Genomic DNA, 21,020 nt, shown 5'->3' with positions numbered 1-21,020 from the left:
CCTGGCCGGCGCGCCGCGGCGTCAGGGCTTCTGGCGGGCGGGCACCTGCCAGGCGTGCACGGGCTCGCCGGAGTCGACGTTCGCGCGGTAGCGGCGGGTCATCTCCGCGAGCGCCTGCTCCCGGGTGCCGCCGCGCAGCTCGAGCGAGGTGACGGTGTCGATCTGCCAGCGGGCGCCGTTGCGGCCGGTGCGGGCGCGCTCGGTGAGGATCTCCTGGTAGCGGGAGATCACGTCCTCGTCGGCCCCCAGCACCCGCAGACCCTCCATGGCCTGCGGGATCAGCTGCTGCTGCAGCAGGTCCGCGACGCGGATCGGACCCACCTTGGGCCAGCGCACCCGCGCCTCCAGGCCCCAGCGCGCGCACTGCTGGAAGGCCTCGTCGGCCTGCTCGAAGCTCATCCGCGACCACAGCGGGCGCCGCTCGTGCACGAGCGAGGAGAGGATGCCGTAGAAGAACGCGGCGTTCGCGGCCATGTCCGCCGGGGTGGGTCCGGCCGGCAGCAGGCGGTTCTCCAGGCGCAGGTGGGGCACGTCGGTGCCGGGATCGTAGATCGGCCGGTTCCAGCGCCACACGGTGCCGTTGTGGAGCATCAGCTCGTGCAGACGGGGGGAGTGCCCCTCGGTGAGCAGCGGCTCCTCAGCCATCTCGCGGGACTCGGGGATCAGCGCCGGGAACAGGCGCACGTTCTCCTCGAACAGGTCGAACATCGAGGTGATCCACCGCTCCCCGAACCACACCCGCGGGCGCACGCCCTGCGCGGCGTACTCGGGCGGGCGGGTGTCCAGCGCCTGCACGAAGGTGGGCACGCGGGTCTCGTGCCACAGCCGCTTGCCGAGCAGGTAGGGGGAGTTCGCGGCGAGCGCGACCTGCGGCCCGGCGATCGCCTGGGCCGCGTTCCAGGCGGCGGCGAACTGCTCGGGCGGGACCTGCAGGTGCAGCTGCATGGAGGTGCAGGCGCTCTCGGGGGCGATCGAGTCGAAGGTGGTGTCCAGCCCCTTGCCCTCCCCGGAGATCCGCAGCGCGATCTCCTCGCCGCGGGCCTGGAGGACCGTGCCCTCGAGGGCCTCGTAGCGGGCGCCGGGGGCGCGCCATGTGTCGCCGTCGAAGAGCTCTTCGGTGATGGTGGGCAGGTGGCCGATGGGGATGATGCGGGCGCCGCGGGCGCGGGCGGCGGCGTCGGCCTTGTCGATCGCGGCGGTCAGGGCGTTCTCGAGGTCGCGCAGCCCGGACCCGATGGGGTGGGAGACGGGGAGGTTCACCTCGAGGTTGTAGCGGCCGATCTCGTGGACGTAGTCCTCGTCGTCCATGTCCTCCAGCAGCAGGTCGGAGATGAGCGCCGGGGCCATTGAGGGCTCCTCGGCGAGGTTCATCTCCAGCTCCACCCCGACGGTGCCCTCGTCCACGAACTCGGCGGTGTCCAGGAACGACTCGAACAGGTCGAGGTTGCGGGCCAGCTCCTGGCGGTAGCGCGTGCGCTGGGATCGGGTGTACTCGGTCGAGCCGATCTCGCGTCCCATGGTGACCTCCGGTCGGTGCGGGTGTGCCCGCTCATGAAAGCACGTGCGGGGACGCGGCGGGGAGGCCGGACCATTGCCGCCCGGTCGGCGCGGGCATAGCGTGGAGGTCCGCGCTCGCCGAAGGAGGCTCCGATGACGGACCTGCAGGAACGCTACGACCACGTGATCATCGGCGGAGGGATCGCCGCGGACGCCGCCGCCCGCGCGATCCGCGAGGAGGACGAGGACGCGACCATCGCGATCCTCTCCGCCGACCCCCACGGCCCCGTCTACCGCCCGGCCCTGTCCAAGACCCTGTGGACCGGGGACGACCCCGACCCCGACAGCCAGGACCTCGGCACCGCCGAGGCGACCGGCGCGGATCTGTTCACCTCCACCCTCGTCACCTCCCTGCTGCCCGCCTCCCGCACGGTCGTCACCGCCCGCGGCCACCGCGTCCACTACGGCACGGCGCTGCTCGCCACCGGCGCCTCGGCCCGGCGCCTGTCGGGGGTGGACGACCAGCGCGTGATGAGCCTGCGCACCGTCGGCGACTACCGCCACCTGCGCAGCCTCGCGGCCGACGGGGCCCGCGTGGTCGTCGTCGGCGGCGGCTACATCGGCACCGAGGTCGCCGCGGCGCTCACCCGCACCGGCGCCGAGGTGACCCTCGCCCACGGCGGCACCCGGGTCCTCGAGCACATGCTCCCGGACTCCCTGACCGGGCACCTCGAGGAGGTGTTCACCGACAGGGGCGTCCAGCTCGTGGGCGGGTTCCGGCTGGGCTCGATCGCGTCCGGCGCGACCCTGACCCTCCACGCCCACAACGGCGAGACCCTCACCGCCGACGCGGTCGTGCTGGGCCTCGGCGCCGAGCTGAACACCTCCCTCGCCCGCGCCGCGAAGATCTACACCGACCGCGACGCCGTGGTGGTGGACCCGCACCTGCGCACCAGCTCCCCGCACGTCTTCGCCGCCGGGGACATCGCCCTGTACGACGACGCGCTGCTGGGGCGGCGGCACGTCGAGCACGTCGATCACGCCGAGGCCTCCGGCGCCGTGGCCGGGCGCAACATGACCCGCCCCGAGGAGGAGCGGGAGGTGTACGACCACACGCCGCTGTTCTTCTCGGACCTCTTCGACGACGGCTACGAGGCCGTGGGGAACCTGGACACCTCGCTGGAGACGGTGGAGGTGTGGAACGAGGACCGCACCGCCGCGGTCGTGCACTACCTCGACGACGGCGCGGTCGAGGGCGTGCTGCTGTGGAACACGTGGGACTCCGTCCCCTCCGCCCGCCAGCTCATCGCCGACTCGCAGGAGGACGGCATCGACCGCGAGGACCTGGAGGCACGGATCGTCCCGGGCGGGTGAGATCGTCCCCGGCGGGTGAGATCCCCCGGCGGGTGAGCCTGGCCGGTCCGGCCCCGTAGACTTCCGGCCGTGCCAGCGACGACGCAGAACACCACCGCGAGCAGCCCCGAGAACCGCTCCGAGCACGGCGCCGCGAGCAGCCCCGCCGTGCGCCGGGCCGTGATCCTCGCCCGCGGCCTCGGCACCCGGATGCGCCGGGCCGACGACTCCGCCCGCCTGGACGCCTCCCAGGCCGCCGTCGCCGACAGCGGCGTCAAGGCGCTGATCGACGTGGGCCGTCCCTTCCTCGACTACGTCCTCAGCGTCCTCGCGGACGTGGGCGTCGAGGAGGTGTGCCTGGTCATCGGGCCCGAGCACGACGTGCTGCGCGAGTACGCCGAGCGCACCACGGGCGGGCGCCTCACCGTCACCACCGCCGTGCAGGCCGAGCCCCGCGGCACGGCCGACGCCGTCTCCGCCGCCCGCGACTTCGCCGGGGACGAGCGTGTGATCGTGCTGAACTCCGACAACTACTACCCGTCGGCCGCCCTCGCGGCGCTCGCCGCCGCCCCCGGCGCCGCCCTGGTCGGCTTCGACCGCGCCGCGCTGGTCGCCGGCTCGAACATCCCCGCTGACCGGATCCGCGCCTTCGCGCTCATCGCCGCGGACGATGACGGGCACCTCGCCGACATCGTCGAGAAGCCCGACGAGCAGACCCTCGCCGCCTACGGCGAGGACGCGCCCGTCTCCATGAACGCGTGGCTGTTCACCCCGGCGATCTTCGACGCCTGCGCGCGGATCTCCCCGTCGGCCCGGGGCGAGCTCGAGATCGTCGACGCCGTGCGCCTGATGGTCTCCGAGGGGGAGGCGTTCACCGTCGTGCCCGCCGCCGCGGGCGTGCTGGACATGTCCTCCCGCGGTGACATCGCCGCTGTGCAGGAGGCGCTCGCCGGCATCGAGCTGCGGCTGTGAGCACTGCGGGCGCGGGGGCGTCGGTCGGGGGCTCGTCGGTCGGGAGCCCGTCGGCCGACGGGGAGCGCCCGACGGGCGACGTGCTCGCCCAGCTCGCCGCCCGCGCCGGGGAGCGCCCGGCCGGCGTGAGCTGGTTCGTGCCCGGCCGCATCGAGGTGCTCGGCAAGCACACCGACTACGCCGGCGGACGCTCGCTGCTCGCCGCGGTCGACGCCGGCCACACCGTCACCGCCCGCGCCCGTGAGGACCGCACGCTGCGGGTCCGCTCCCAGACGGCCGACGGGGAGGTCGTCCTCGACCTCGACGACCCCTCCTCGACCCTCGACCCCTCCGGCGCGCCGGCCGACCTCCCGGCCGGGCACTGGGGCGGCTACGTCCGGACCGTCGCCGCCAGGCTCGCGGCGAACTTCCCCGGACGCCTCCGCGGCGCGGACGTGGAGATCACCTCCACCCTCCCGCTCGCGGCCGGGATGTCCAGCTCCTCCGCGCTCGTCGTCGGCCTCGCCCTCGCGCTGATCGACCTCGCCGGTCTCGCCGCGGATCCCGCCTTCACCGCCGAGATCACCACCCCCGAGCAACTCGGGGAGTACCTCGGCACCGTCGAGAACGGTCAGAGCTTCGGGAGCCTGCGCGGCGAGCGCGGGGTGGGCACCTTCGGCGGCAGCGAGGATCACACCGCCATGCTGTGCGGCGAGGCGGACGCCCTGGTCCAGTACGCCTTCTGCCCCGTGCGCCGCGAGCGCGTCGTGGCCTTCCCGGACGACCTCGCCCTGGTCGTCGCGGTCAGCGGCGTGGAGGCGGCGAAGACCGGCGCCGCCCGCGACGACTACAACCGCGTCTCCCTCGCCGTCACCGAGATCCTGCGCCGCTGGCGCGAGGACACCGGCCGCGAGGACGCGACCCTCGCCGACGCCGTCGCCTCCGGCCCCACCGCGACCTCGCGGCTGCGGGAGCTGGTGGTGGGGGAGGGGGCGGCCGGTGCAGGGTCCGACGGGTACCTGCGTGGGCGGCTCGAGCAATTCCTCGCCGAGTCAGAGCGCCTCGTCCCCGCCGCGGCGCTCGCCCTCGAGGAGGGGGACCTGGCCGAGTTCGGCCGACTGGTCGACGAGTCCCAGGCCGGCGCCGAGCAGGGCCTGCGCAACCAGGTCCCCGAGACCGTCGCACTGCAGCGCCTGGCCCGCCGCCTCGGCGCCGCGGCCGCGAGCGCCTTCGGGGCAGGGTTCGGCGGCAGCGTCTGGGCGCTCGTGCCGCGCGAGAGCGCCGAGGACTTCGCCGCCCGCTGGCTCGCCGCCTACCGCGAGGAGCACCCCGGACGGGAGCACGCCACCACCGCCGTCACCCGCCCCGGAGGCGCCGCCCGGCGCGTGGGGTGAGCGCCGACGCCGCATGGAGTGAGCGGGACGGGCCAGGGGATGCGCGGAGCGGCAGCGGCCACCGCGCAGGGCGCCCCTGGGACGGCGTGCGGCGGCCGTGTGCGCGGCGGAGCGCGTGACAGACTGGAGCGGTGAGCACGCCGATGAACAACTCCCTGCCCTGGCCCACCGGCGCCGAGGTGCTGCCGATCGCCACGGTCCGCCCAGTCCTGGACCGCCTCTCCTCCCTTGTCACCACCCACGCGGACGACGCCGCGCTGGTGCCCGGCCTGGCCGTCGCCGAGGAGGACGTGGCCGGGGACCCGCCGCCCGCCCTCGAGCAGCTCACCGACGAGCTCGGCGGGATCACCGTGTGCGGCCTTCCCGTGCTGGACCTGCTGGTCGAGAACCGCACCGACGTGGGCCCGTACACCCTGCTCGGCGACACCACCGCCTACTACCCGCTGTACGAGACCCCGGACGCGGCCGTGATCCTCACCCTGGACGAGGACGGCAACCCCGGCGCCGTGTACGGCATCGGCGAGGACCTCGCCCTGCAGCTCGCCGCCCGCGACCTGCCCACCTACCTCGGGCTGTTCGCCGACGCTCTCGAGGCGACCCTCACCGACCTCGCCGCTCGCGGCCCCGCGGCCGACGACACCGACGCCGACCGCACAGACGCCGCCGAGCAGCTCATGGACGCCCACCTCTTCGCCGCGATCCTCGGCATGGTCGAGGCCGACGACGTGCCCGAGGCGCCCTTCACCGCCCCCGGCGCCGACACCCCGGCCGGCGTCCCCGACGGCGCGCTCGCCGTCGCCGACCTGCGCGATGCCGAGCCCGGCACCCGCACCGACGCCATGGAGGTCGAGGTCGACGGCGACCCGCTGGACGTGCGCCTGGCCTGGAGCTCCGCCGGTCTCGTGCTGAGCGTCCACACGGACTGACCCCGGCCGGAAGGCCACGTCGGCCGCGCCGTCGGCACCCGGCCGCCAGGCCCGTCGGTACCCGGCCCCGTCAGCCGCGCCGAGGGGCACGGAGACGGCATCGGGGCAGGTCCGGGCATGGGTAGTCCTCCCCATGGTCGTGGGCGGGGACGCGCAATACGGTGGGCACGACACGGGGAAGCGGCGTCCGCGGACCACCGCGGCACGGGACAGGGGAACCGCAGGGGATGAACGGGATCTGGGGTGCGGACACCGACGCGCTGCGCACCATGGGCGCCGTCTGCTCGCGTCGCGCGGAGGCGCTCGAGGAGCTGGCCGGCCGCCTCGCCGCGACCATCGACGCCACCGAATGGACCGGTGAGGACGCCGAGCACTTCCGTGCCGAGTGGTCCGGCATCGTCCGCCCCGGGCTGCTGGACGGCGCCGTCGAGCTGCGCCAGCGCGCGCGTCGCCTGCGCGCCCACGCCGAGGAGCAGGAGGGCGCGTCGAGCCCCGACAGCATCGGCGGCGGCGGGGGAGGCATCGGCGGCGGTGGCAGCGGTGGCGGGCCTGGCAGCGGCGGGCCTGGCAGCGGCGGGTCCCGTGGGGGCGGGGCCGGCGGTTCCGGGAGCGGGGGAGCGTACAGCTCCGGCTATGGCGGCGCGCCCGGTGCAGGCTCGGGCGAGCCGGGAGCGGGCCACCCGGGAGCGGGCGAGCTGCTCGGCGCCGCGGGCGGCGTGGCGACCGGTGCGGAGGGCGCGGTCGGCGAGCTGCTCAGCGGCCTGTTCGGCCCGGAGCTCGGCCAGGCGCTCGCCGGCGGTCCGCTCGGCGATGCGCTCACCGCGGCCCTGCAGGGCGGGATGTTCCCCGCGGGCACCGACGCGGCCGTGGAGGCGCTGCTGGGCGAGCTGCTGGCCACCCCCGAGGGTCGGGCGGCATTCCTCGGCTCGTTCCTCAGCAGCGTGCTCGGCGGGGCGCTCGCCGACATGGTCGCGCAGGCGCTCGGGCTCGGCATGGCGCTGGACCAGCTGCTCACAGGCCTCGGCCTCACCGCCGGCCTCGGCAACCTGATCGGCGAGAGCGGCCGCCTGGGCGCGGAGGGCCTCGCAGGCGGCGCGCTGGGCGCGCTCGGCTCCGGGACCGGCTCGGCGCTCGGCTCCGGGATCGGCTCGGCGCTTGGCTCCGGGATCGGCGCGGGCGCCGAGGGCGTGCTCGGCGACGGGTCGGCCGACGGGGCCGCCGGGGGTGCGGCCGACGGGTCGGGCTCCGGTGCGGCCGACGGGGCTGGACAGAGCGGCGGCGCCGGGGAGGGCGCAGGCTCTGGTGGGGTGGAGTCCGGTGGGTCCGAGTCCGGTGCCTCCGGCAGCGGCGGATCCGGCAGCGGTGCGGGTGGCGGTGCTGGTGGTGCCGCTGGCGGTGCCGGTGGTGGCGCCGGAAGCGGTGCTGCGGGCGGTGCCGGGGACGCCGCGGCGACTGGGGCCGGCGAGAGCGCCGACGACGCGGTGCAGCCGGGCAGACCGCTCGGTCCCCAGGGCGTGGAGGGCCCCGCGATGTCGCCCGGCAGCGTTGGCGGCAGCCGGATCGCCCCCGCCGCGCTCGACGCGCCGACCACCCTGTTCGAGCGACTGCTCGCCAACCTCGGCGAACTGGTGAGCGGCATCACGGGAGGGTCCGCGACCGGCGCCGCGGTGGGCTCCGCGCTCTCCGCCTCGACCGGCCTCGGCGCGGCCTCCGCGGCGGAGGGCATCGGCTTCGGGGACGGCGGTACCCCCGGCCGCTGACGCCCGCTCGCGCGGGCCGCCCGGCCCGGGTCTACCCTGGTCGGAGTGCCTCGTCGCCCGCGAGGCCCCGACCAGGAGCATTGCCATGAGCGCGACCAGTCCTTCCGCCCCCGCCCCGGTGCTCGTCCTCGTCCCCGGGGTCACCGGCGCCCCGGCCGACGGCGGCGCGGCCTTCCACGTGGCCGACGCGACCGTCCCCCAGCTCTCGGTCACCGACCTCGTCGCCACCCGCGGCGACGGGATCTTCGAGACCATCGGCGCCTTCGACGGCACGCCCGTGAACGTCGGCCCCCACCTGGCGCGCCTCGCCCGCAGCGCCGAGATGGTCGACCTGCCCGCCCCCGACCTGGGAGTCCTCGCCGACGCGGTCGACGCCGTGATCGCCGCGCACGAGCCTGTCGCCGAGCTGAGCGTGCGCGTGATGTACACCCGCGGGATCGAGGGCGCCGGCGAGCCGACCTGCTGGATCCACGCCCGCGTCTCCGACGACTGGAGCCCCTACCGCGCCGGGATGAAGGTCGCCGCGCTCGATCGCGGACTTCCCACCAGCGCCCCTGCCACGAGTCCCTGGCTGCTCGCCGGCGCGAAGACCCTCAGCTACGCCGTGAACATGGCCGCGGTGCGCGAGGCGAAGCGCCGTGGCGCCGCCGACGTGCTGTTCGTGTCCAGCGACGGGTATGCGCTCGAGGGCCCGACCTCCACGCTGCTCGTGCGCCGCGGCGACACCTTCCTCACCACGCCCGTCAGCGCCGGGGTGCTCGCCGGCACCAGCGTGCAGACCCTCTTCGCGTGGCTGCGCGAGCAGCAGGGCCTCGCCACCGGCGAGGAGCTCATGACCCTGGACGACGTCGCCGCCTCCGACGGGGCGTGGCTGCTGTCCTCCACCCGCCTCGCCGCCCCGATCGCCCAGCTCGACGACCGCGAGCTGCCCACCGACCCCGAGCTCACCGCCCGCTTCGAGCGCGTGCTCAAGGGCGGGATCTGAGCCGAGCCTCCATGGGGGCGCCTCATCCCCGGCCGGGCCCGCAGACCCAGAGAGCCACAGACCCACAGATAGGTCGATTCCGTTCCAGTTCGCCCGCGAATCTGGAATGGAATCGACCTATCTGTGCATGTGAACCGCGGGGCATGTGATCTGCGGGCTCAGGTGCCGGCGAGGAGGTCGCGGGCGAGGTCCACGTCCACGACCAGGGTGCGGATCACGCCGCTGCGAAGCACCCCGGCCACGCCCCGCGCCTTCTCCGCGCCCGCCGCGACGCCGAGCACCTCGGGGATCCGCAGCAGCTCGGAGAAGGTGACGGCGAGGACCCGCTGGTCCGTCGGCGCCCCCAGCGGCACGCCGTGCGCGTCGATGAACCGTCCGCATACGTCCCCGACCGGGCCCTGCGCCTCGAAGGCGGCGCGCTCCTCGTCGCTGAGCGCCATCAGCTCGAGCACGTGCGGGGAGGAGTGCTGGCCCATCGAGCCGATGCCCACTACGGCGAGCTCGACCTGCGCGGCCGCCTCGAGCACGGTGCGGATCGAGGACTCGGCCCGCAGCGTCTCCGCGGCCGTCGCGGACTCGAGCACCGCCGGGGCGTAGAGGGTGCGGGGCGTCGCGCCGAGCCTGGAGGCGAGCACGCGCAGCACCGACTCGCCGGAGTCGAACTGGTCCAGTGCGCTGTGCCCTCCCACCAGCGGCAGGACGGTCGGCGTCGGCCGCGGGCGCAGGGTCTCCATCCGCGCCACGACGCTCTGGACGGTCTGCCCCCAGGACACGCCGATGCTGCGCACGGTCGCGGCGCGCTCGGAGATCAGCGCCGCCCCCTCGCGGGCCACCGCCTCCATCGCCGAGGTGCGCGGGGCAGAGACGACATGCACCTCGGCCAGGGAGAAGGTGGCGCGCAGCGCCGCCTCGAGCGCCTCGTCGCGGCGCGGCGGACCGTCCGGGTCGTGGATCGTCACCTCGACGATCCCGCGCTCCTTCGCCTGGGACAGGATCCGCGACACGTTCGAGCGGGACAGCCCAAGCTCCGCGGCGACCTCGGTCTGCGAGCGGCCCTGCTCGTAGTACAGGCGCGCCGCCCGCACCACGAGGGCGGTGTCGCGAGCGGCGGGCATCGGGGCTCCTGGAGGGCTGGGGGAGTGGAGGACGAGGGTCCGCGCGAGCGGCGGGGCCGGTGCTGTTCAGGGTACGCACCCGGGCCGGTGCGCGGCGCCCGTGTCGCCGAGGGGCCCGGGAGTGCCAGAATCGGGGAGCCGCCATCCGGGAGGAACCATGAGCACTGATCCCCGACACCGCGCGTCCGACGGCGCCGGCGCCGAGCACCCGTCGGCCGACGGCGTCGCGCCCAGCGCGCCGGGCGGGCCCGCGCCGCTCGCGCTGAGCGTGGTCGTCGCGCACCTCGACGTCACCGACGCGGAGGACGTGCTGCGCTCCCTGGCCGGGCGGCTGCTGGACCACGGCGCGGTGACGCTCGGCTTCCCCGAGGCGCTGCGCGCCCGCGAGCGCCGCTACCCGACCGGGCTGCCCACCCCGATCCCCACCGCCATCCCGCACGCCGACCCCGAGCACGTGCTCGTCCCCGGCCTGGCGCTGGCGACCCTCGCCCGTCCCGTGCCCTTCGGCGAGATGGGCGGCGCCGGCGGGAGCGTGGAGGTGCAGCTGGTGGCGATGCCGCTGCTCACCGACGCGCGCGAGCACCTGGTCGCGCTCCAGCGGCTGATGGCGCTGCTGCGGGACGAGGCGTCCGTCGCGGCGCTGCTGGATGCGGCCGACGATGACGAGCTCGAGGCCCGCGCGAGCCTGCTGCTCGCCCAGATCGCGGCCGACAGCCGCACCGACACCCGGGAGGGGACCGCATGAGAACACCGCGCGTGGGCGTGAAGGCACTGATCATCCGCGACCAGCAGGTCCTGATGAACCGCTACCTCGACCCCGACGGGACCGAGATCTACGCCCTGCCCGGCGGCGGCCAGGAGCACAGCGAGGACCAGCGCAGCGCCATGGTCCGCGAGTGCCGCGAGGAGATCGGCGCGACGGTGGAGGTGTTCCAGCCCGCCTGCATGTTCGAGATCATGATGGATCACCGCATGGTCGACGGCTCCCCGATCCCGCCGTTCCACCAGGTCAACATCGCCTACTGGTGCGGACTCGCCGAGGGGGAGGAGCCCGGCGAGGGCACCGAGCCCGACCCCGGCCAGGACGGCACCGCCTGGCTCGACCTCGCCCATCTCGACCGGCACATCGTCCACCCGCCCGAGCTCGCCCGGTGGCTCGCCTCGGACCCGAGCTCGAGGCCGTTCTCGCTGGGGGTCTGCCGGAGCTGAGGAGCGCGTCGGCCGGGAGTCCCGTCGGCCGACGGACGACCGATGCCAACCGGTCGACCACATCCCCGGCCCCGGCGCTAGGCTGGGAGGGAACGTTCCCGAGGGCGCCAGGCGTTCCCGCGGGAAAGCCTCCGTCGGCAGCGCCGCCGCGAGGACCGCAGCCCCCGACCACAGCTAGGGCGTGTTGCTAAAGGGTAGTAGTCAGCCAATGCAGTGTCGCGGCGACGCAGAGCCCGGCGTGATAGTGCCGGGCGTACTTGTCCGAGCGCATCGCGATTCCTCGCCACTGCTTGAGCCGGTTGAAGCACCGCTCCACGACATTGCGTCCCCGGTAGCGCTGGCGCTGGTCTTCACCGAAGTCGATCGGTCTTCCTGGGCGGCGGCGCCGGTGCGCGATCTGATCCGCTCGCTCCGGGATCGTGGCCGCGATGCCATGCCGGCGCAGCCAGGCACGGTTCGCCTTCGAGGGGTAGCCCTTGTCCGCAATCAGGCGGTCAGGCCGTGTCCGGGGCCGCCCACGGGCGCCGGCCACGCTGATCTGCTCCAGCGTGGTGGCCAACATCGAGGTGACGGCCACCTGCCCGCCGGTCACCAAGAACGCCAGCACCCTGCCCTTGCCATCACAGACCAGATGCGACTTCGTCGTCAGACCGCCGCGGGAGCGTCCGATGGCATGATCAGCCGGCTCCGCCCCGGATTTCTTGTAGTTCATCAGGGCCCCCTGTGGGGCGGGGCAGGGTCGCCCCGTGCTGGTGGACGCGCACGATCGTGGAATCGATCGAGGCCACCCAGTCCAGCTCGCCAGCCTGCTGTGCCAAGGACTGGGTCTTCTCCAGCACCCGCTCCCACACGCCCTGAGCGGCCCACCGGTTGAAGTTCTTGTAGATCGTGTTCCAGTTCCCGAACCGCTCGGGCAGATCCCGCCACGGCGCGTCGGTGCGGAAGCGCCACGCGGTGGCCTCGACCACGATGCGCCGATCCACGGGCGGACGCCCGGTGGTCTTGGCTTCGGGGAACAGTGGGCCGATCACGGCCCAGACCTCGTCCGAGATGACATCACGCGACACCCCTCAAGACTGACGCATCCACCCCTTGAAACCTTTTAGCAACACGCCCTAGGGCGTGAGCCCGGATTGGGTCACGCGGCAGACTGTTCTGTGGCTGCTGTGGCGCCCGGGGCGTGTTGTCGGACCGCCTGCACTGCCACGATCACGAGCATCGCCGCACCGGCCGCCGCGGCGCCGGCCGGCCCGGCCACGTGCATGCCCAGGACCGCCAGGAGTGCCCCGCCGAGGCCGAGGGCGACCATGGACCCGCCGATCCACCAGAACACCGGGGCATGGAAGACCCGAGCGAAGGGGAGGAAGTGCGCGCCGACGACGGCGGCCACCAAAGCGCTCTGGGCCGTCGGGGCATGTAAGGCCTGAGCGACCAGGCGCGTGACCGGCATCAGCAGGAGCATTACGACGACGGCGACCCCGTAAACACGTGCCGCCCCCGGTGCAGGCGGGCGCAGCTCGGGGAGGACCCTGCGGCGGAACAGGATCACTGCAAGGGTGAAGGTGGCCAGGGCGGCAGCCAGCCCGCGCAGTGGGCCCTGTGTCGGTGAGGGCACCCCAAGGAGGCCGGCGAAGAGGAAGGCTGTCCCGCCGATGACTCCGATGAGCCCGCCGGAGACCACGGGGTGGCGCAGCGCGCTAATCCCGCGGACTGCCGTGGGAGTCTCGGATGGCTGGCGGCCGGCCGTGGTGGTGTGCGTTGTCATCGGATCCCCTCCGTCGGCGTGTGACCGGGTTTATCGTCCCATGGGGGCCTCGACGTGGGTGTCCAGGCGGGTATGGGTGGAGGCACGTCCCGGCTCGCCGGCGAGGGTTGTGGTGCGGCGTCGGCCTTCCAGAAACAACCGACTCTGCCTCAGTCGCGCCCGGGCGTGGGCCGGGTGCCTGGCGCACCCCAGGGGAGGATTCGGTCGGGTCTATGGCCATGCACTCCCGAAGGTGGGTGGGAAGGGGCCGGGTAGGTTAGCCGCCGTGACTAGCACCGCGTCCACCACGTCCACGGGTCTGATGGCATCGCGCGACATGACTCCAGACTCGCGCATTCACCGTCCCCGAATCCTTTAGCAACACGCCCTAGGAGCACCATGCCCACCTCGCCCCGCCTCACCTTTCACGACGGCCGCACGATCCCCCAGCTCGGCTACGGCGTGTGGCAGGTCGAGAACGAGGTCGCGGCCGACGCCGTCGCCGAGGCTCTCGAGATCGGCTACCGCCACGTCGACACCGCCCGCGGCTACAACAACGAGGCCGGCGTCGGCCAGGGCATCGCCCGCTCGGGCCTCGCGCGCGACGAGATCTTCGTGACCTCCAAGGTCCCCAACCAGGACCAGGGTCGCGACGCGACCCTGCGCTCCTTCGACGCGACCATGGAGGACCTCGGCCTGGACGAGCTGGACCTCTACCTCATCCACTGGCCCGCGCCCGAGAAGGGCCTGGCGCTCGAGACCTGGAAGACCCTGGTCGAGCTCAAGGAGCAGGGACGCATCCGCTCCATCGGCACCTCCAACTTCCGCATCCAGGACCTCGAGCTGCTCGAGGCCGAGACCGGCGTGCTGCCCGTCCTGAACCAGATCGAGCTGCACCCCTACTTCTCCCAGCCCGAGCACCGCGAGTTCCACGCCTTCAAGGGCATCCTCACCGAGTCCTGGTCGCCGCTTGGGCAGGGCGGCGGTGAGCTCGAGGACCCGGCCATCACCGCGATCGCCGACGCACACGGCACCACGTCCGCGCAGGTCATGCTCGCCTGGAACCTGGCGCTGGGCAACGTCGTGATCCCCAAGTCCGTCACCCCCGAGCGGATGGTGCAGAACCTCGCCGCCGTCGAGCTCGAGCTCTCGGCCGACGAGATCGCGAGCATCAACGGCCTCCACAAGGGCGAGGCCGGACGTCAGGGCAAGCACCCCGACGAGTTCTCCGGGCACCAGGGGGCCTGAGGCTCCGAGGCAGGACGCCTCTCGCCGACGACGGGGCCCTGCCGCGCAGGAGCGCGCGACCGGGCCCCGTCGCGCTGGTGCAGGGGGACCGTGTTGCACTCACGACGGGGCCGTCGCAGAATCGTGGGTCACCGCTGACCCGGCGCTCGACGGCGAGCGCCAGGCGGAGTGCAGCGCGCGAAGGAGTGCCTCGTGGAGTCCGACCCCCGCCCGTCCCAGGGCTCAGCTGCTGATCCGGTCGCCGGAGCGCTCGACGGTCCCGCCGATGTGCCCCTGGAGGAGGCGACCGTGCTGCCGGGCGCGGCCCTCGCCCACCTCGACGTGGACGACGCCGAGGCGGTGCTGCGCGCCCTGTCCGCCCGGCTGCTCGAGCTCGGCGCGGTCACCGACTCCTTCGAGCAGGCGGTGCTGGAGCGCGAGCGTCGGCAGCCCACCGGCCTGCCCACCCTCGTCCCCGCCGCGATCCCGCACACCGACCCCGAGCACGTGCTCACGGCCGGCTTCGCGGTCGCGACCCTGGAGCACTCGGTGCCCTTCGCCGAGATCGGCTCCAACGGCTCCCGCGAGGTCGAGGCCGAGCTGGTCGTCATGCTCGTGCTGAAGGACCCCGCCGCGCAGCTCGAGGCGCTGCAGAACCTGGTCGCCAAGCTGCAGGACCGCTCGGGAGTGCGGGATGTGCTCACCGCGGCGGACGATGCGGAGCTGGAGCGGGCTGCGCGGGAGTGGCTGGGGTCGTAGGCGGGGGTGCGGTCGCAGGGAGGCGGCTCGGTCCGGGAGCTCAGCCGTGCCGCAGCTCGGCGGCCGCGGCGAGGTCCTGAAGATCCTGCTCCATGACCTTGCGCGTGGCGGAGAAGCCGACCTTCGCCATTGCCGCGTTCATGAGCCTCGTGATCCCGCGCTTGGCGGGCATCTCCATCCCGAACTCCATCACCAGGTCCGTGCCGCCGGGCTTCTCGACCAGCGAGTGGACGGTGTGGTAGGTGACCTCGCCGTTCCGGGCGGTGACCTCGCTGCGCCGCAGCGGCTCCAGCGCCGTCACCTCGATCTCCTCGGTCGCGCTCATGCCCATCATCCTCCGGGTCTCGCGCCACCGGAAACCGACGGAGTACGGGCCGGGGGTGAGCAGCTCGACCGCCTCGATGCCGGAGAGGTTCTCGTCGGCGTGTGCGATGTCGGTGAGGATCGCCCACACGTCCTCGACTGACGCCGCGACGTGCTGGGTCAGACGGATCTCCTGGGTGCTCATGCCGGGAAGTCTACGGACGGGCCGGGCCGATGGGGCGGACGGGGCGGACGGGGCCGGCGGGCCCGGCCGGGCCGCCCGGCCCCGTCGGCCGACCCCTCACAGCGGCAGGCGCACGTACGTGGTCTCGAGGTACTCGTCCAGGCCCTCCGCGGCGCCCTCGCGGCCGAGCCCCGACTCCTTGATGCCGCCGAAGGGCGCGGCCGCGTCGGAGGCGACGCCGAGGTTCACCGCGACCATCCCCGACTCGATGCGCTGGGCGGCGGCGGTGACCTCGGCGAGATCGGCTCCGGTCACGTAGCTCATCAGTCCGAACTCGGTGTCGTTCGCGGCGGCGATCATCGCGTCCACGTCGTCCAGGACGATCACCGGGGCGACGGGTCCGAAGATCTCTTCGCGGTTCACGCGGGCGTCGGCTGGGACGTCCCCGAGCACGGTGGGCAGGTAGTAGGTGCCCTCTGCGCAGCCGTCCGGGAGCTCCTCGGCCGACGGGCGGCGCCCGCCGGTGAGGACCCTCGCGCCGCGCTCGACCGCGTCGGCCACGAGCTCCTCGACCTTCGCCACCGCCCCTTCGTCCAGCAACGGACCGAGCGTGGTGGACGGGTCGATGCCCGGCCCGACCTGCAGCGCCGACGCCTTCTCGACCAGCGCCTTCGTGAACTGCTCGGCGACGGAGGCATGGACGTAGAAGCGGTTCGCGGCGGTGCAGGCCTCGCCATTGTTGCGGAACTTCGCGGGCATCGCGGCGGCGACCGCGGTGTCGATGTCCGCCGAGGGCAGGACCAGGAACGGGGCGTTGCCGCCGAGCTCCATGGAGGTGCGCAGCACGTGCTCGGACGCCTGCGCGAGCAGGGTGCGACCCACCGGCGTGGACCCGGTGAAGGACACCTTCCGCAGCCGCGGATCGGCCAGCAGCGTGCTGGACAGCCCCTTGGAATCGGAGGTGACCACGCAGTTCACGACCCCGGCGGGAACCCCGGCGTCGGCGAGGACCTGCATCAGCAGCAGCGAGGTCAGCGGTGTGGAGCTCGCGGGCTTCAGCACCACGGCGCAGCCGGCCGCGAGCGCCGGACCGATCTTGCGCGTCCCCATGGACAGCGGGAAGTTCCACGGCGTGATCGCGAGGACGGGGCCGACGGGCCGCGCGACCGTGAGGATCGCCTGATCGGCCGACGGCGCCTGCCGGAACCCGCCGGGCAGGCGCACGGCCTGCTCGCTGAACCAGCGCAGGAACTCGGCGCCGTAGGTCACCTCGCCGTACGCCTCGGCCAGGGGCTTGCCCATCTCCAGCGTCATCGCGAGCGCCAGGTCGTCGGCCCGCTCGTGGCACAGCTCGTAGGCGCGGCGCAGGATGTCGGAGCGGTCGCGGGGGAGGGTTCGGGCCCAGGCGTCCTGCGCGGCGACCGCGGCGTCCAGCGCCTTGGTGCCCACGGCGGCGGCGTCCGCGTCGACCACCTCGACGAGGGCGCGGCCGGTCGCCGGGTCGGTGACCGGCAGCGACGGGGTGCCGCCGAGGAAGCCGCCGTCCACGAAGGAGCTGCGCGGCACGCGGTCCAGCAGGTCGGCGATGCGGGCGTCGGTGATGGTGGGCAGGTCGGGCACGGGGGTCCTCCTCGGCGTCGGGGCGGCGGGCGGTGGGCGGTGGGCGTGGCGGGGGATGGGCGGGCCCCGTCCAGTGTGCACCTCCGTCGAGGGAGACGGGGCGGGGGCGACCGTGTGGGAAGTGAGCGCCCTGGAAAAGTGCAGTCAGCGTCGGAGCTCCGCCGCATGGCCGTTCCTCCGACGCTGACGACACTGTTCCAGGGCCGACACCAACTCCTTCCGGCCGCCAGCGCATCCACCGCCCGGATCAGCCCCAGGTGGCTGAACGCCTGCGGGAAGTTCCCCGCCATCCGGCCTGCGCCCACGTCGTACTCCTCGGCCAGCAGGTACAGGTCGTTCGCACGGCCCAGCAGGGTCTCCAGCAGCGCCTCGGCATCCCCGCGCCGGCCGGAGCGGGCGTACTGCTCGACCAACCAGACGCAGCGCACCAGGAACGGGTGCTCGTCCCCGGGCAGACCGTCGGTGCCGGTCGCCTCGCCACTGGTGCGGTAGCGCAGCAGCAGACCGTCCCCGACCTGCAGGTCCGCCTCGATCCGGGCGACGGTGGCGAGCATGTGCGGATCATCGAACGGGACGAAGCCGGTGTAGGGGATCTGCAGGAAGGACGCGTCGACTTCGGTGCTGCCGTAGGTCTGGGTGAATGCCTCGTCGGCCCCGACCTCGCGGGTGAGGATCTCGGCGCGCACCTGCTCCCGCAGCGCCGTCCACCGGGCGAGCTCCTCCTCGGTCGCGGGCAGGCCGTGGTCGGTGACCGCCCGGACCGCCCGGTCGATGGTCGCCGACACCATCACCCGGCCGTGAGTGAAGGACGCAGGCGCCCCGCGCATCTCCCAGATGCCCTGGTCGGGCTGGTCCAGGTGGTCCTCGACGAAACGCACCAGCGCCTTCTGCAACGGCCAGGACCAGCGCGTCTCGGCCACGCCCGCCTCCCGCATCGAGGCCAGCGCGATCATCACCTCGCCCACCACGTCCGCCTGGTACTGGCCCGCCGCGCAGTTGCCGATGCGCACCGGGGCGGAGCCCACGTAGCCGGGCAGGTGGGGCAGCTTGCGCTCGCCCAGGTCGCGGTCCTCGGGGATCGAGTGCATGATCCGCAGCGACCAGTGCCCGTTCGAGTCGTCGCCCAGCAGCTTGCACAGCACCGCCTCGGAGTCGAAGCGCGGCAGGCACAGCCAGTCCACGTCCCCGTCGCGGGTGACCAGCGCGGCGGTGCGCTGGTCGGAGAGGAGGGCGTGGTCCGCGATCGGCGGGGCTCCGGCCGACGGGGCGGGGCGGGCGGAAGGAGCGACGGGCTGTGCGGACGTGGGAGCAGTCCACCGCGTCCGACCCCCCGCCGACGCCCGGTCGCCGGGTCCACGACCGAGCGGCGGCTCGAGGTGGACGCGGTGCTGCTCGCCACCGGCCGCCGCCCCGCCACCGACGACCTCGGCCTCGAGACCGCGGGCATCGACACCGGCGAGCACGGCGCGATCGTGGTCGACGAGCACCTGCGCACCAGCGCCCACGGTGTCTACGCCCTCGGCGACGTGCACGGCGGCGCCCAGCAGACCTACCTGTCGCTCGACGACCGCCGCGTGGTGCTCTCGCAGCTCACCGGCGACAGCTCCCGCGCGACCACCGACCGCGTCGCCGTACCGACCACCACCTTCCTCACCCCGCCGCTCGCGGCCGTGGGCCTCACCGAGGCCGAGGCTCGGGCGCGGGGGAAGGACGTGCTGGTCGCGACCCAGAAGGTCGCCGCGATCAAGGCGATGCCGCGACCGAAGACGCTCGGCGACCCGCGCGGCATGATCAAGCTGGTCGTCGACGCCCGCACCGACGAGATCCTCGGCGCGCGCCTGTTCCACGTCGATGCGCAGGAGGTCATCAACCTCGTCGCCCTCGCGATGCGCACCGGCACCACCGCCGCTCAGCTGCGCGACGGGATCTGGACCCACCCCTCCTCGACGGAGGCGCTCAACGAGACGCTGGGACTGCTCGCCCCGGCGGAATGAGTCCGACCGAGCGGGCATGAGCGAGCGGCCGGCGAGGGCTCTCCCCCGTCGGCCGCTCGCTCCTCCGCGCAGGGGTCCTCAGCGCACCGCGTCGAGGTGGGCGGGCAGCACCGCGTCGACGTGGCCCTCGATGTCGTCGTGGCGGGACACCCACTTCTCCACGTAGGGGCAGATGGGCACGATGCGCCGCCCGGCGGCGGTGGTCTGCGCGAGGGCGTCGCGGGTGAGGGTCGAGGCGAGGCCCTGCCCGCCGAACTCGTCGCCGATCACGGTGTGGAAGAAGATGCGCTGCGGGGCGTCGGTGATGTCGTCGACGTCGCGGTACATCGAGAACCCGACGCGCTTCCCGCCCACGCGGATGTCGAAGCGGTGGCGGTCGGGGTTGTCGACGACCTCGACCTGCGCGTCCTCGGGGCTGGTGGATGCGGGCTGCTCGGTCATGGCGGCGGTCCTCTCGGTCGTCGTCGGCTCGGAGGGCCAGGATAGGACGCGGCGTGCAGGCCCGGTGGAGGGCTCGGGGAGTCGCGGTGCGGGAGCTGTGCGGTGAGGCAGCTCATCAGCGATGAGTGTGCAGGTCGCCGCTGCTTTCCGTGGTGTTTCCAGGCAACCTTGAGCAAGCCGTGCGGAAGCCTGGAGGGTCCGGGAGAAGCCTCGGGACATGACCTCCTCCTCCCCGCACCGCTCCTCCGCGCCCCCGGGTGCCTCGACCGGCCTCTACCTGTCCGAGGACCTCGCGTCCGACCAGGGCCAGGCAGCGCATGGCCCGTCCGAGCGCGCACTGGGCGCGCACGACGCGATGGCGCTGGACGTGAGCGCGCAGGCCTCGAGCGTGGACGACGCGAGCGTGGACGACCGCTCGTCGCAGCAGGATCCCGAGGTCGACAGCAGCGACGTCCAGGATTCGCAGGTCAGGAGCCTGTCGATCCCCGGTCTGCTCGCCGGCGGTGCCGCAGCGGCGACCACGTCGGTGATCGGCGGCCAGCTCGGCATCGGCGGCACCGTCGCGGGCGCGGCGATGACCTCGGTGATCTCCGCAACCGTCGTCGCGCTCTACACCGACTCCGTCAACGGCACCACCCGCAAGCTCAAGCGGCTGAAGTCCAGGGTCGACGAGAAGGCGCAGCGCAAGGGCGCGGTCGCGGGCTCGTCCAAGACCGGGCGCGGCATGGCGGCTGATGGCGCGGCGGGCAGCGCCGGCACGGCCGACGGGGACGGCACGACCGGCGCGGACTCGTCGGATCGGACGCTGGGCCGCGGACGAAAGGCGGGACGGATCCTCCTGATGAGCGTGGTCATCGCGCTCATCGGCTTCGGTGCTGTGTTCGGAATCCAGCACACGACGGGCACCGAGCTCTCCCCGGGCACCGGCGAGATCCAGCGTTCGGTGACCGGCGCCGAGTCCGTCACCCCGCGCGACTCCTCCGGCTCCCAGGACCAGGACGGCTCCGGCACGGAGCAGGACGGCACGGACGAGGAGGGCGCTGGCGACGACGGATCGGGGACCGACGGCACCGACGGCACATCGACCGACGGTTCGACCACGGACGGCACCGACAGCACCGACGGATTGGGCGGCACCTCCACCGACGGGTCGACGGACGGTTCGACTGACGGCACCACGGGCGACGGATCCACCGGCCAGCAGGATGGCACCGGCTCGAGCGGCACGGGAAGTGGCACGGGCTCCAGCGGGTCCGGGGCCAGCGGCAGCGGCTCCGGCGCGGCCTCGGGTGACAGCTCCGGCACCACTACCGGCAGCGGGTCGGGCACCTCCAGCGGCTCCGGCTCCACGAACAGCTCCGGTGGCGCGACCTCGGGCAGCTCCGGCTCCGACACCGCAGCCTCGGGCGCCACGGGCAGCGGCACCACCGACGAGACCCTCGCCGCACCGAGCACCTCGGGCACCGACACAGGCACGTCCAGCAGCTCCGCCACCCCTTGAACCCGTGACCGTCATTCCAGCACCTTCTCCCCGCGCGTCGTGAGGAGGGAGCGTGTG

The 21,020-nt window shown here is 73.8% G+C and carries 17 protein-coding genes and 3 pseudogenes; 12 read left to right on the top strand and 8 right to left on the bottom strand.

All coding sequences use genetic code 11. From position 1 onward, the window contains the following. Positions 1 to 21 precede the first annotated feature (21 nt). Positions 22 to 1,518, bottom strand: coding sequence for a glutamate-cysteine ligase family protein (locus HNR70_RS12355; protein ID WP_184325917.1), 1,497 nt, complete (start codon positions 1,516 to 1,518; stop codon positions 22 to 24). A 132-nt stretch (positions 1,519 to 1,650) separates the two neighbouring features. Here HNR70_RS12355 and HNR70_RS12350 point away from each other — a divergent pair, with 132 nt between their 5' ends. From HNR70_RS12350 to HNR70_RS12325, 6 genes are all read left to right on the top strand, one after another. Continuing rightward, positions 1,651 to 2,871: an NAD(P)/FAD-dependent oxidoreductase gene (locus tag HNR70_RS12350; RefSeq protein ID WP_184325916.1), complete on the top strand. Its 1,221-nt coding sequence runs from the start codon at positions 1,651 to 1,653 to the stop codon at positions 2,869 to 2,871. A gap of 69 nt (positions 2,872 to 2,940) precedes the next feature. Next, positions 2,941 to 3,822 (top strand): nucleotidyltransferase family protein, encoded by an 882-nt coding sequence (locus HNR70_RS12345; RefSeq protein ID WP_312857660.1) that lies wholly within the window; start codon positions 2,941 to 2,943, stop codon positions 3,820 to 3,822. Next, on the top strand, positions 3,819 to 5,195 hold the full coding sequence (locus HNR70_RS16395) for a GHMP family kinase ATP-binding protein (protein WP_312857659.1): 1,377 nt from the start codon (positions 3,819 to 3,821) through the stop codon (positions 5,193 to 5,195). Before HNR70_RS12345 ends, HNR70_RS16395 begins: the two co-directional genes overlap by 4 nt. A 131-nt stretch (positions 5,196 to 5,326) precedes the next feature. Beyond that, a complete protein-coding gene (locus tag HNR70_RS12335) occupies positions 5,327 to 6,121 on the top strand; it encodes a hypothetical protein (RefSeq protein WP_312857658.1) in 795 nt (264 codons plus the stop codon). Positions 6,122 to 6,348: 227 nt separating this feature from the next. Continuing rightward, positions 6,349 to 7,881: a hypothetical protein gene (locus HNR70_RS12330; RefSeq protein WP_184325915.1), complete on the top strand. Its 1,533-nt coding sequence runs from the start codon at positions 6,349 to 6,351 to the stop codon at positions 7,879 to 7,881. A gap of 85 nt (positions 7,882 to 7,966) precedes the next feature. Next, positions 7,967 to 8,866: an aminotransferase class IV gene (locus tag HNR70_RS12325; RefSeq protein ID WP_184325914.1), complete on the top strand. Its 900-nt coding sequence runs from the start codon at positions 7,967 to 7,969 to the stop codon at positions 8,864 to 8,866. Positions 8,867 to 9,024: 158 nt separating this feature from the next. On the opposite strand, the gene HNR70_RS12320 is transcribed toward HNR70_RS12325, so the two are convergent. Beyond that, the gene (locus tag HNR70_RS12320; protein ID WP_184325913.1) at positions 9,025 to 9,981 is read right to left on the bottom strand and encodes a sugar-binding transcriptional regulator; all 957 of its coding nucleotides are present in this window, start codon (positions 9,979 to 9,981) and stop codon (positions 9,025 to 9,027) included. A 157-nt stretch (positions 9,982 to 10,138) separates the two neighbouring features. On the opposite strand from HNR70_RS12320, the gene HNR70_RS12315 reads away from it, so the two are divergent. Both HNR70_RS12315 and HNR70_RS12310 read left to right on the top strand, forming a co-directional pair. Beyond that, entirely contained in the window at positions 10,139 to 10,726 is a 588-nt protein-coding gene (locus HNR70_RS12315) for a PTS sugar transporter subunit IIA (protein ID WP_184325912.1), read from the top strand. Then, on the top strand, positions 10,723 to 11,190 hold the full coding sequence (locus tag HNR70_RS12310) for an NUDIX domain-containing protein (protein ID WP_184325911.1): 468 nt from the start codon (positions 10,723 to 10,725) through the stop codon (positions 11,188 to 11,190). The genes HNR70_RS12315 and HNR70_RS12310 overlap by 4 nt, the downstream gene beginning before the upstream one ends. A gap of 187 nt (positions 11,191 to 11,377) precedes the next feature. On the opposite strand, the pseudogene HNR70_RS12305 reads toward HNR70_RS12310, so the two are convergent. Both HNR70_RS12305 and HNR70_RS15990 read right to left on the bottom strand, forming a co-directional pair. Then, a pseudogene (locus HNR70_RS12305) lies at positions 11,378 to 12,257 on the bottom strand (IS5 family transposase). Positions 12,258 to 12,328: 71 nt separating this feature from the next. After that, positions 12,329 to 12,955 (bottom strand): hypothetical protein, encoded by a 627-nt coding sequence (locus tag HNR70_RS15990; protein WP_246375217.1) that lies wholly within the window; start codon positions 12,953 to 12,955, stop codon positions 12,329 to 12,331. Between the two features lie 378 nt (positions 12,956 to 13,333). On the opposite strand from HNR70_RS15990, the gene HNR70_RS12290 reads away from it, so the two are divergent. After that, positions 13,334 to 14,182, top strand: a complete 849-nt coding sequence (locus HNR70_RS12290) for an aldo/keto reductase (protein WP_184325909.1) — start codon at positions 13,334 to 13,336, stop codon at positions 14,180 to 14,182. Positions 14,183 to 14,374: 192 nt separating this feature from the next. Next, complete coding sequence (locus tag HNR70_RS12285) at positions 14,375 to 14,920, top strand: PTS sugar transporter subunit IIA (RefSeq protein ID WP_184325908.1); 546 nt, start codon at positions 14,375 to 14,377, stop codon at positions 14,918 to 14,920. A 40-nt stretch (positions 14,921 to 14,960) separates the two neighbouring features. Here HNR70_RS12285 and HNR70_RS12280 read toward each other — a convergent pair whose 3' ends face one another. The 3 genes and pseudogenes from HNR70_RS12280 to HNR70_RS12270 form a co-directional block, all read right to left on the bottom strand. Then, positions 14,961 to 15,428: an SRPBCC family protein gene (locus tag HNR70_RS12280; protein ID WP_184325907.1), complete on the bottom strand. Its 468-nt coding sequence runs from the start codon at positions 15,426 to 15,428 to the stop codon at positions 14,961 to 14,963. A 96-nt stretch (positions 15,429 to 15,524) separates the two neighbouring features. Further along, positions 15,525 to 17,027, bottom strand: a complete 1,503-nt coding sequence (locus HNR70_RS12275) for an NAD-dependent succinate-semialdehyde dehydrogenase (protein ID WP_184325906.1) — start codon at positions 17,025 to 17,027, stop codon at positions 15,525 to 15,527. Positions 17,028 to 17,323: 296 nt separating this feature from the next. Then, positions 17,324 to 18,490 (bottom strand): annotated as a pseudogene (locus tag HNR70_RS12270) (glycoside hydrolase family 15 protein); the annotation flags it as partial. Between HNR70_RS12270 and HNR70_RS12265 the strand changes: the two are divergent. Continuing rightward, positions 18,392 to 19,021 (top strand): annotated as a pseudogene (locus tag HNR70_RS12265) (oxidoreductase dimerization domain-containing protein); the annotation flags it as partial. The pseudogenes HNR70_RS12270 and HNR70_RS12265 overlap by 99 nt on opposite strands. Positions 19,022 to 19,099: 78 nt before the next feature. Here HNR70_RS12265 and HNR70_RS12260 read toward each other — a convergent pair. Then, positions 19,100 to 19,462, bottom strand: a complete 363-nt coding sequence (locus tag HNR70_RS12260; RefSeq protein ID WP_184325905.1) for a GNAT family N-acetyltransferase — start codon at positions 19,460 to 19,462, stop codon at positions 19,100 to 19,102. A 217-nt stretch (positions 19,463 to 19,679) separates the two neighbouring features. Here HNR70_RS12260 and HNR70_RS12255 point away from each other — a divergent pair, with 217 nt between their 5' ends. Next, positions 19,680 to 20,963: a hypothetical protein gene (locus HNR70_RS12255; RefSeq protein ID WP_184325904.1), complete on the top strand. Its 1,284-nt coding sequence runs from the start codon at positions 19,680 to 19,682 to the stop codon at positions 20,961 to 20,963. The last annotated feature ends 57 nt before the right edge of the window (positions 20,964 to 21,020 follow it).

Origin of the sequence: Brachybacterium aquaticum, assembly GCF_014204755.1 — a bacterium.
Classification (GTDB): domain Bacteria; phylum Actinomycetota; class Actinomycetes; order Actinomycetales; family Dermabacteraceae; genus Brachybacterium; species Brachybacterium aquaticum.
This window is presented reverse-complemented; position numbering and strand designations above follow the sequence as displayed.

Coding starts and splice junctions, on each gene's coding strand:
- HNR70_RS12355 (WP_184325917.1), bottom strand. CDS start 1,518: ATGGGACGCGAGATCGGCTCGACCGAGTACACCCGATCCCAGCGCACG.
- HNR70_RS12350 (WP_184325916.1), top strand. CDS start 1,651: ATGACGGACCTGCAGGAACGCTACGACCACGTGATCATCGGCGGAGGG.
- HNR70_RS12330 (WP_184325915.1), top strand. CDS start 6,349: ATGAACGGGATCTGGGGTGCGGACACCGACGCGCTGCGCACCATGGGC.
- HNR70_RS12325 (WP_184325914.1), top strand. CDS start 7,967: ATGAGCGCGACCAGTCCTTCCGCCCCCGCCCCGGTGCTCGTCCTCGTC.
- HNR70_RS12320 (WP_184325913.1), bottom strand. CDS start 9,981: ATGCCCGCCGCTCGCGACACCGCCCTCGTGGTGCGGGCGGCGCGCCTG.
- HNR70_RS12315 (WP_184325912.1), top strand. CDS start 10,139: ATGAGCACTGATCCCCGACACCGCGCGTCCGACGGCGCCGGCGCCGAG.
- HNR70_RS12310 (WP_184325911.1), top strand. CDS start 10,723: ATGAGAACACCGCGCGTGGGCGTGAAGGCACTGATCATCCGCGACCAG.
- HNR70_RS15990 (WP_246375217.1), bottom strand. CDS start 12,955: ATGACAACGCACACCACCACGGCCGGCCGCCAGCCATCCGAGACTCCC.
- HNR70_RS12290 (WP_184325909.1), top strand. CDS start 13,334: ATGCCCACCTCGCCCCGCCTCACCTTTCACGACGGCCGCACGATCCCC.
- HNR70_RS12280 (WP_184325907.1), bottom strand. CDS start 15,428: ATGAGCACCCAGGAGATCCGTCTGACCCAGCACGTCGCGGCGTCAGTC.
- HNR70_RS12260 (WP_184325905.1), bottom strand. CDS start 19,462: ATGACCGAGCAGCCCGCATCCACCAGCCCCGAGGACGCGCAGGTCGAG.
- HNR70_RS12255 (WP_184325904.1), top strand. CDS start 19,680: ATGACCTCCTCCTCCCCGCACCGCTCCTCCGCGCCCCCGGGTGCCTCG.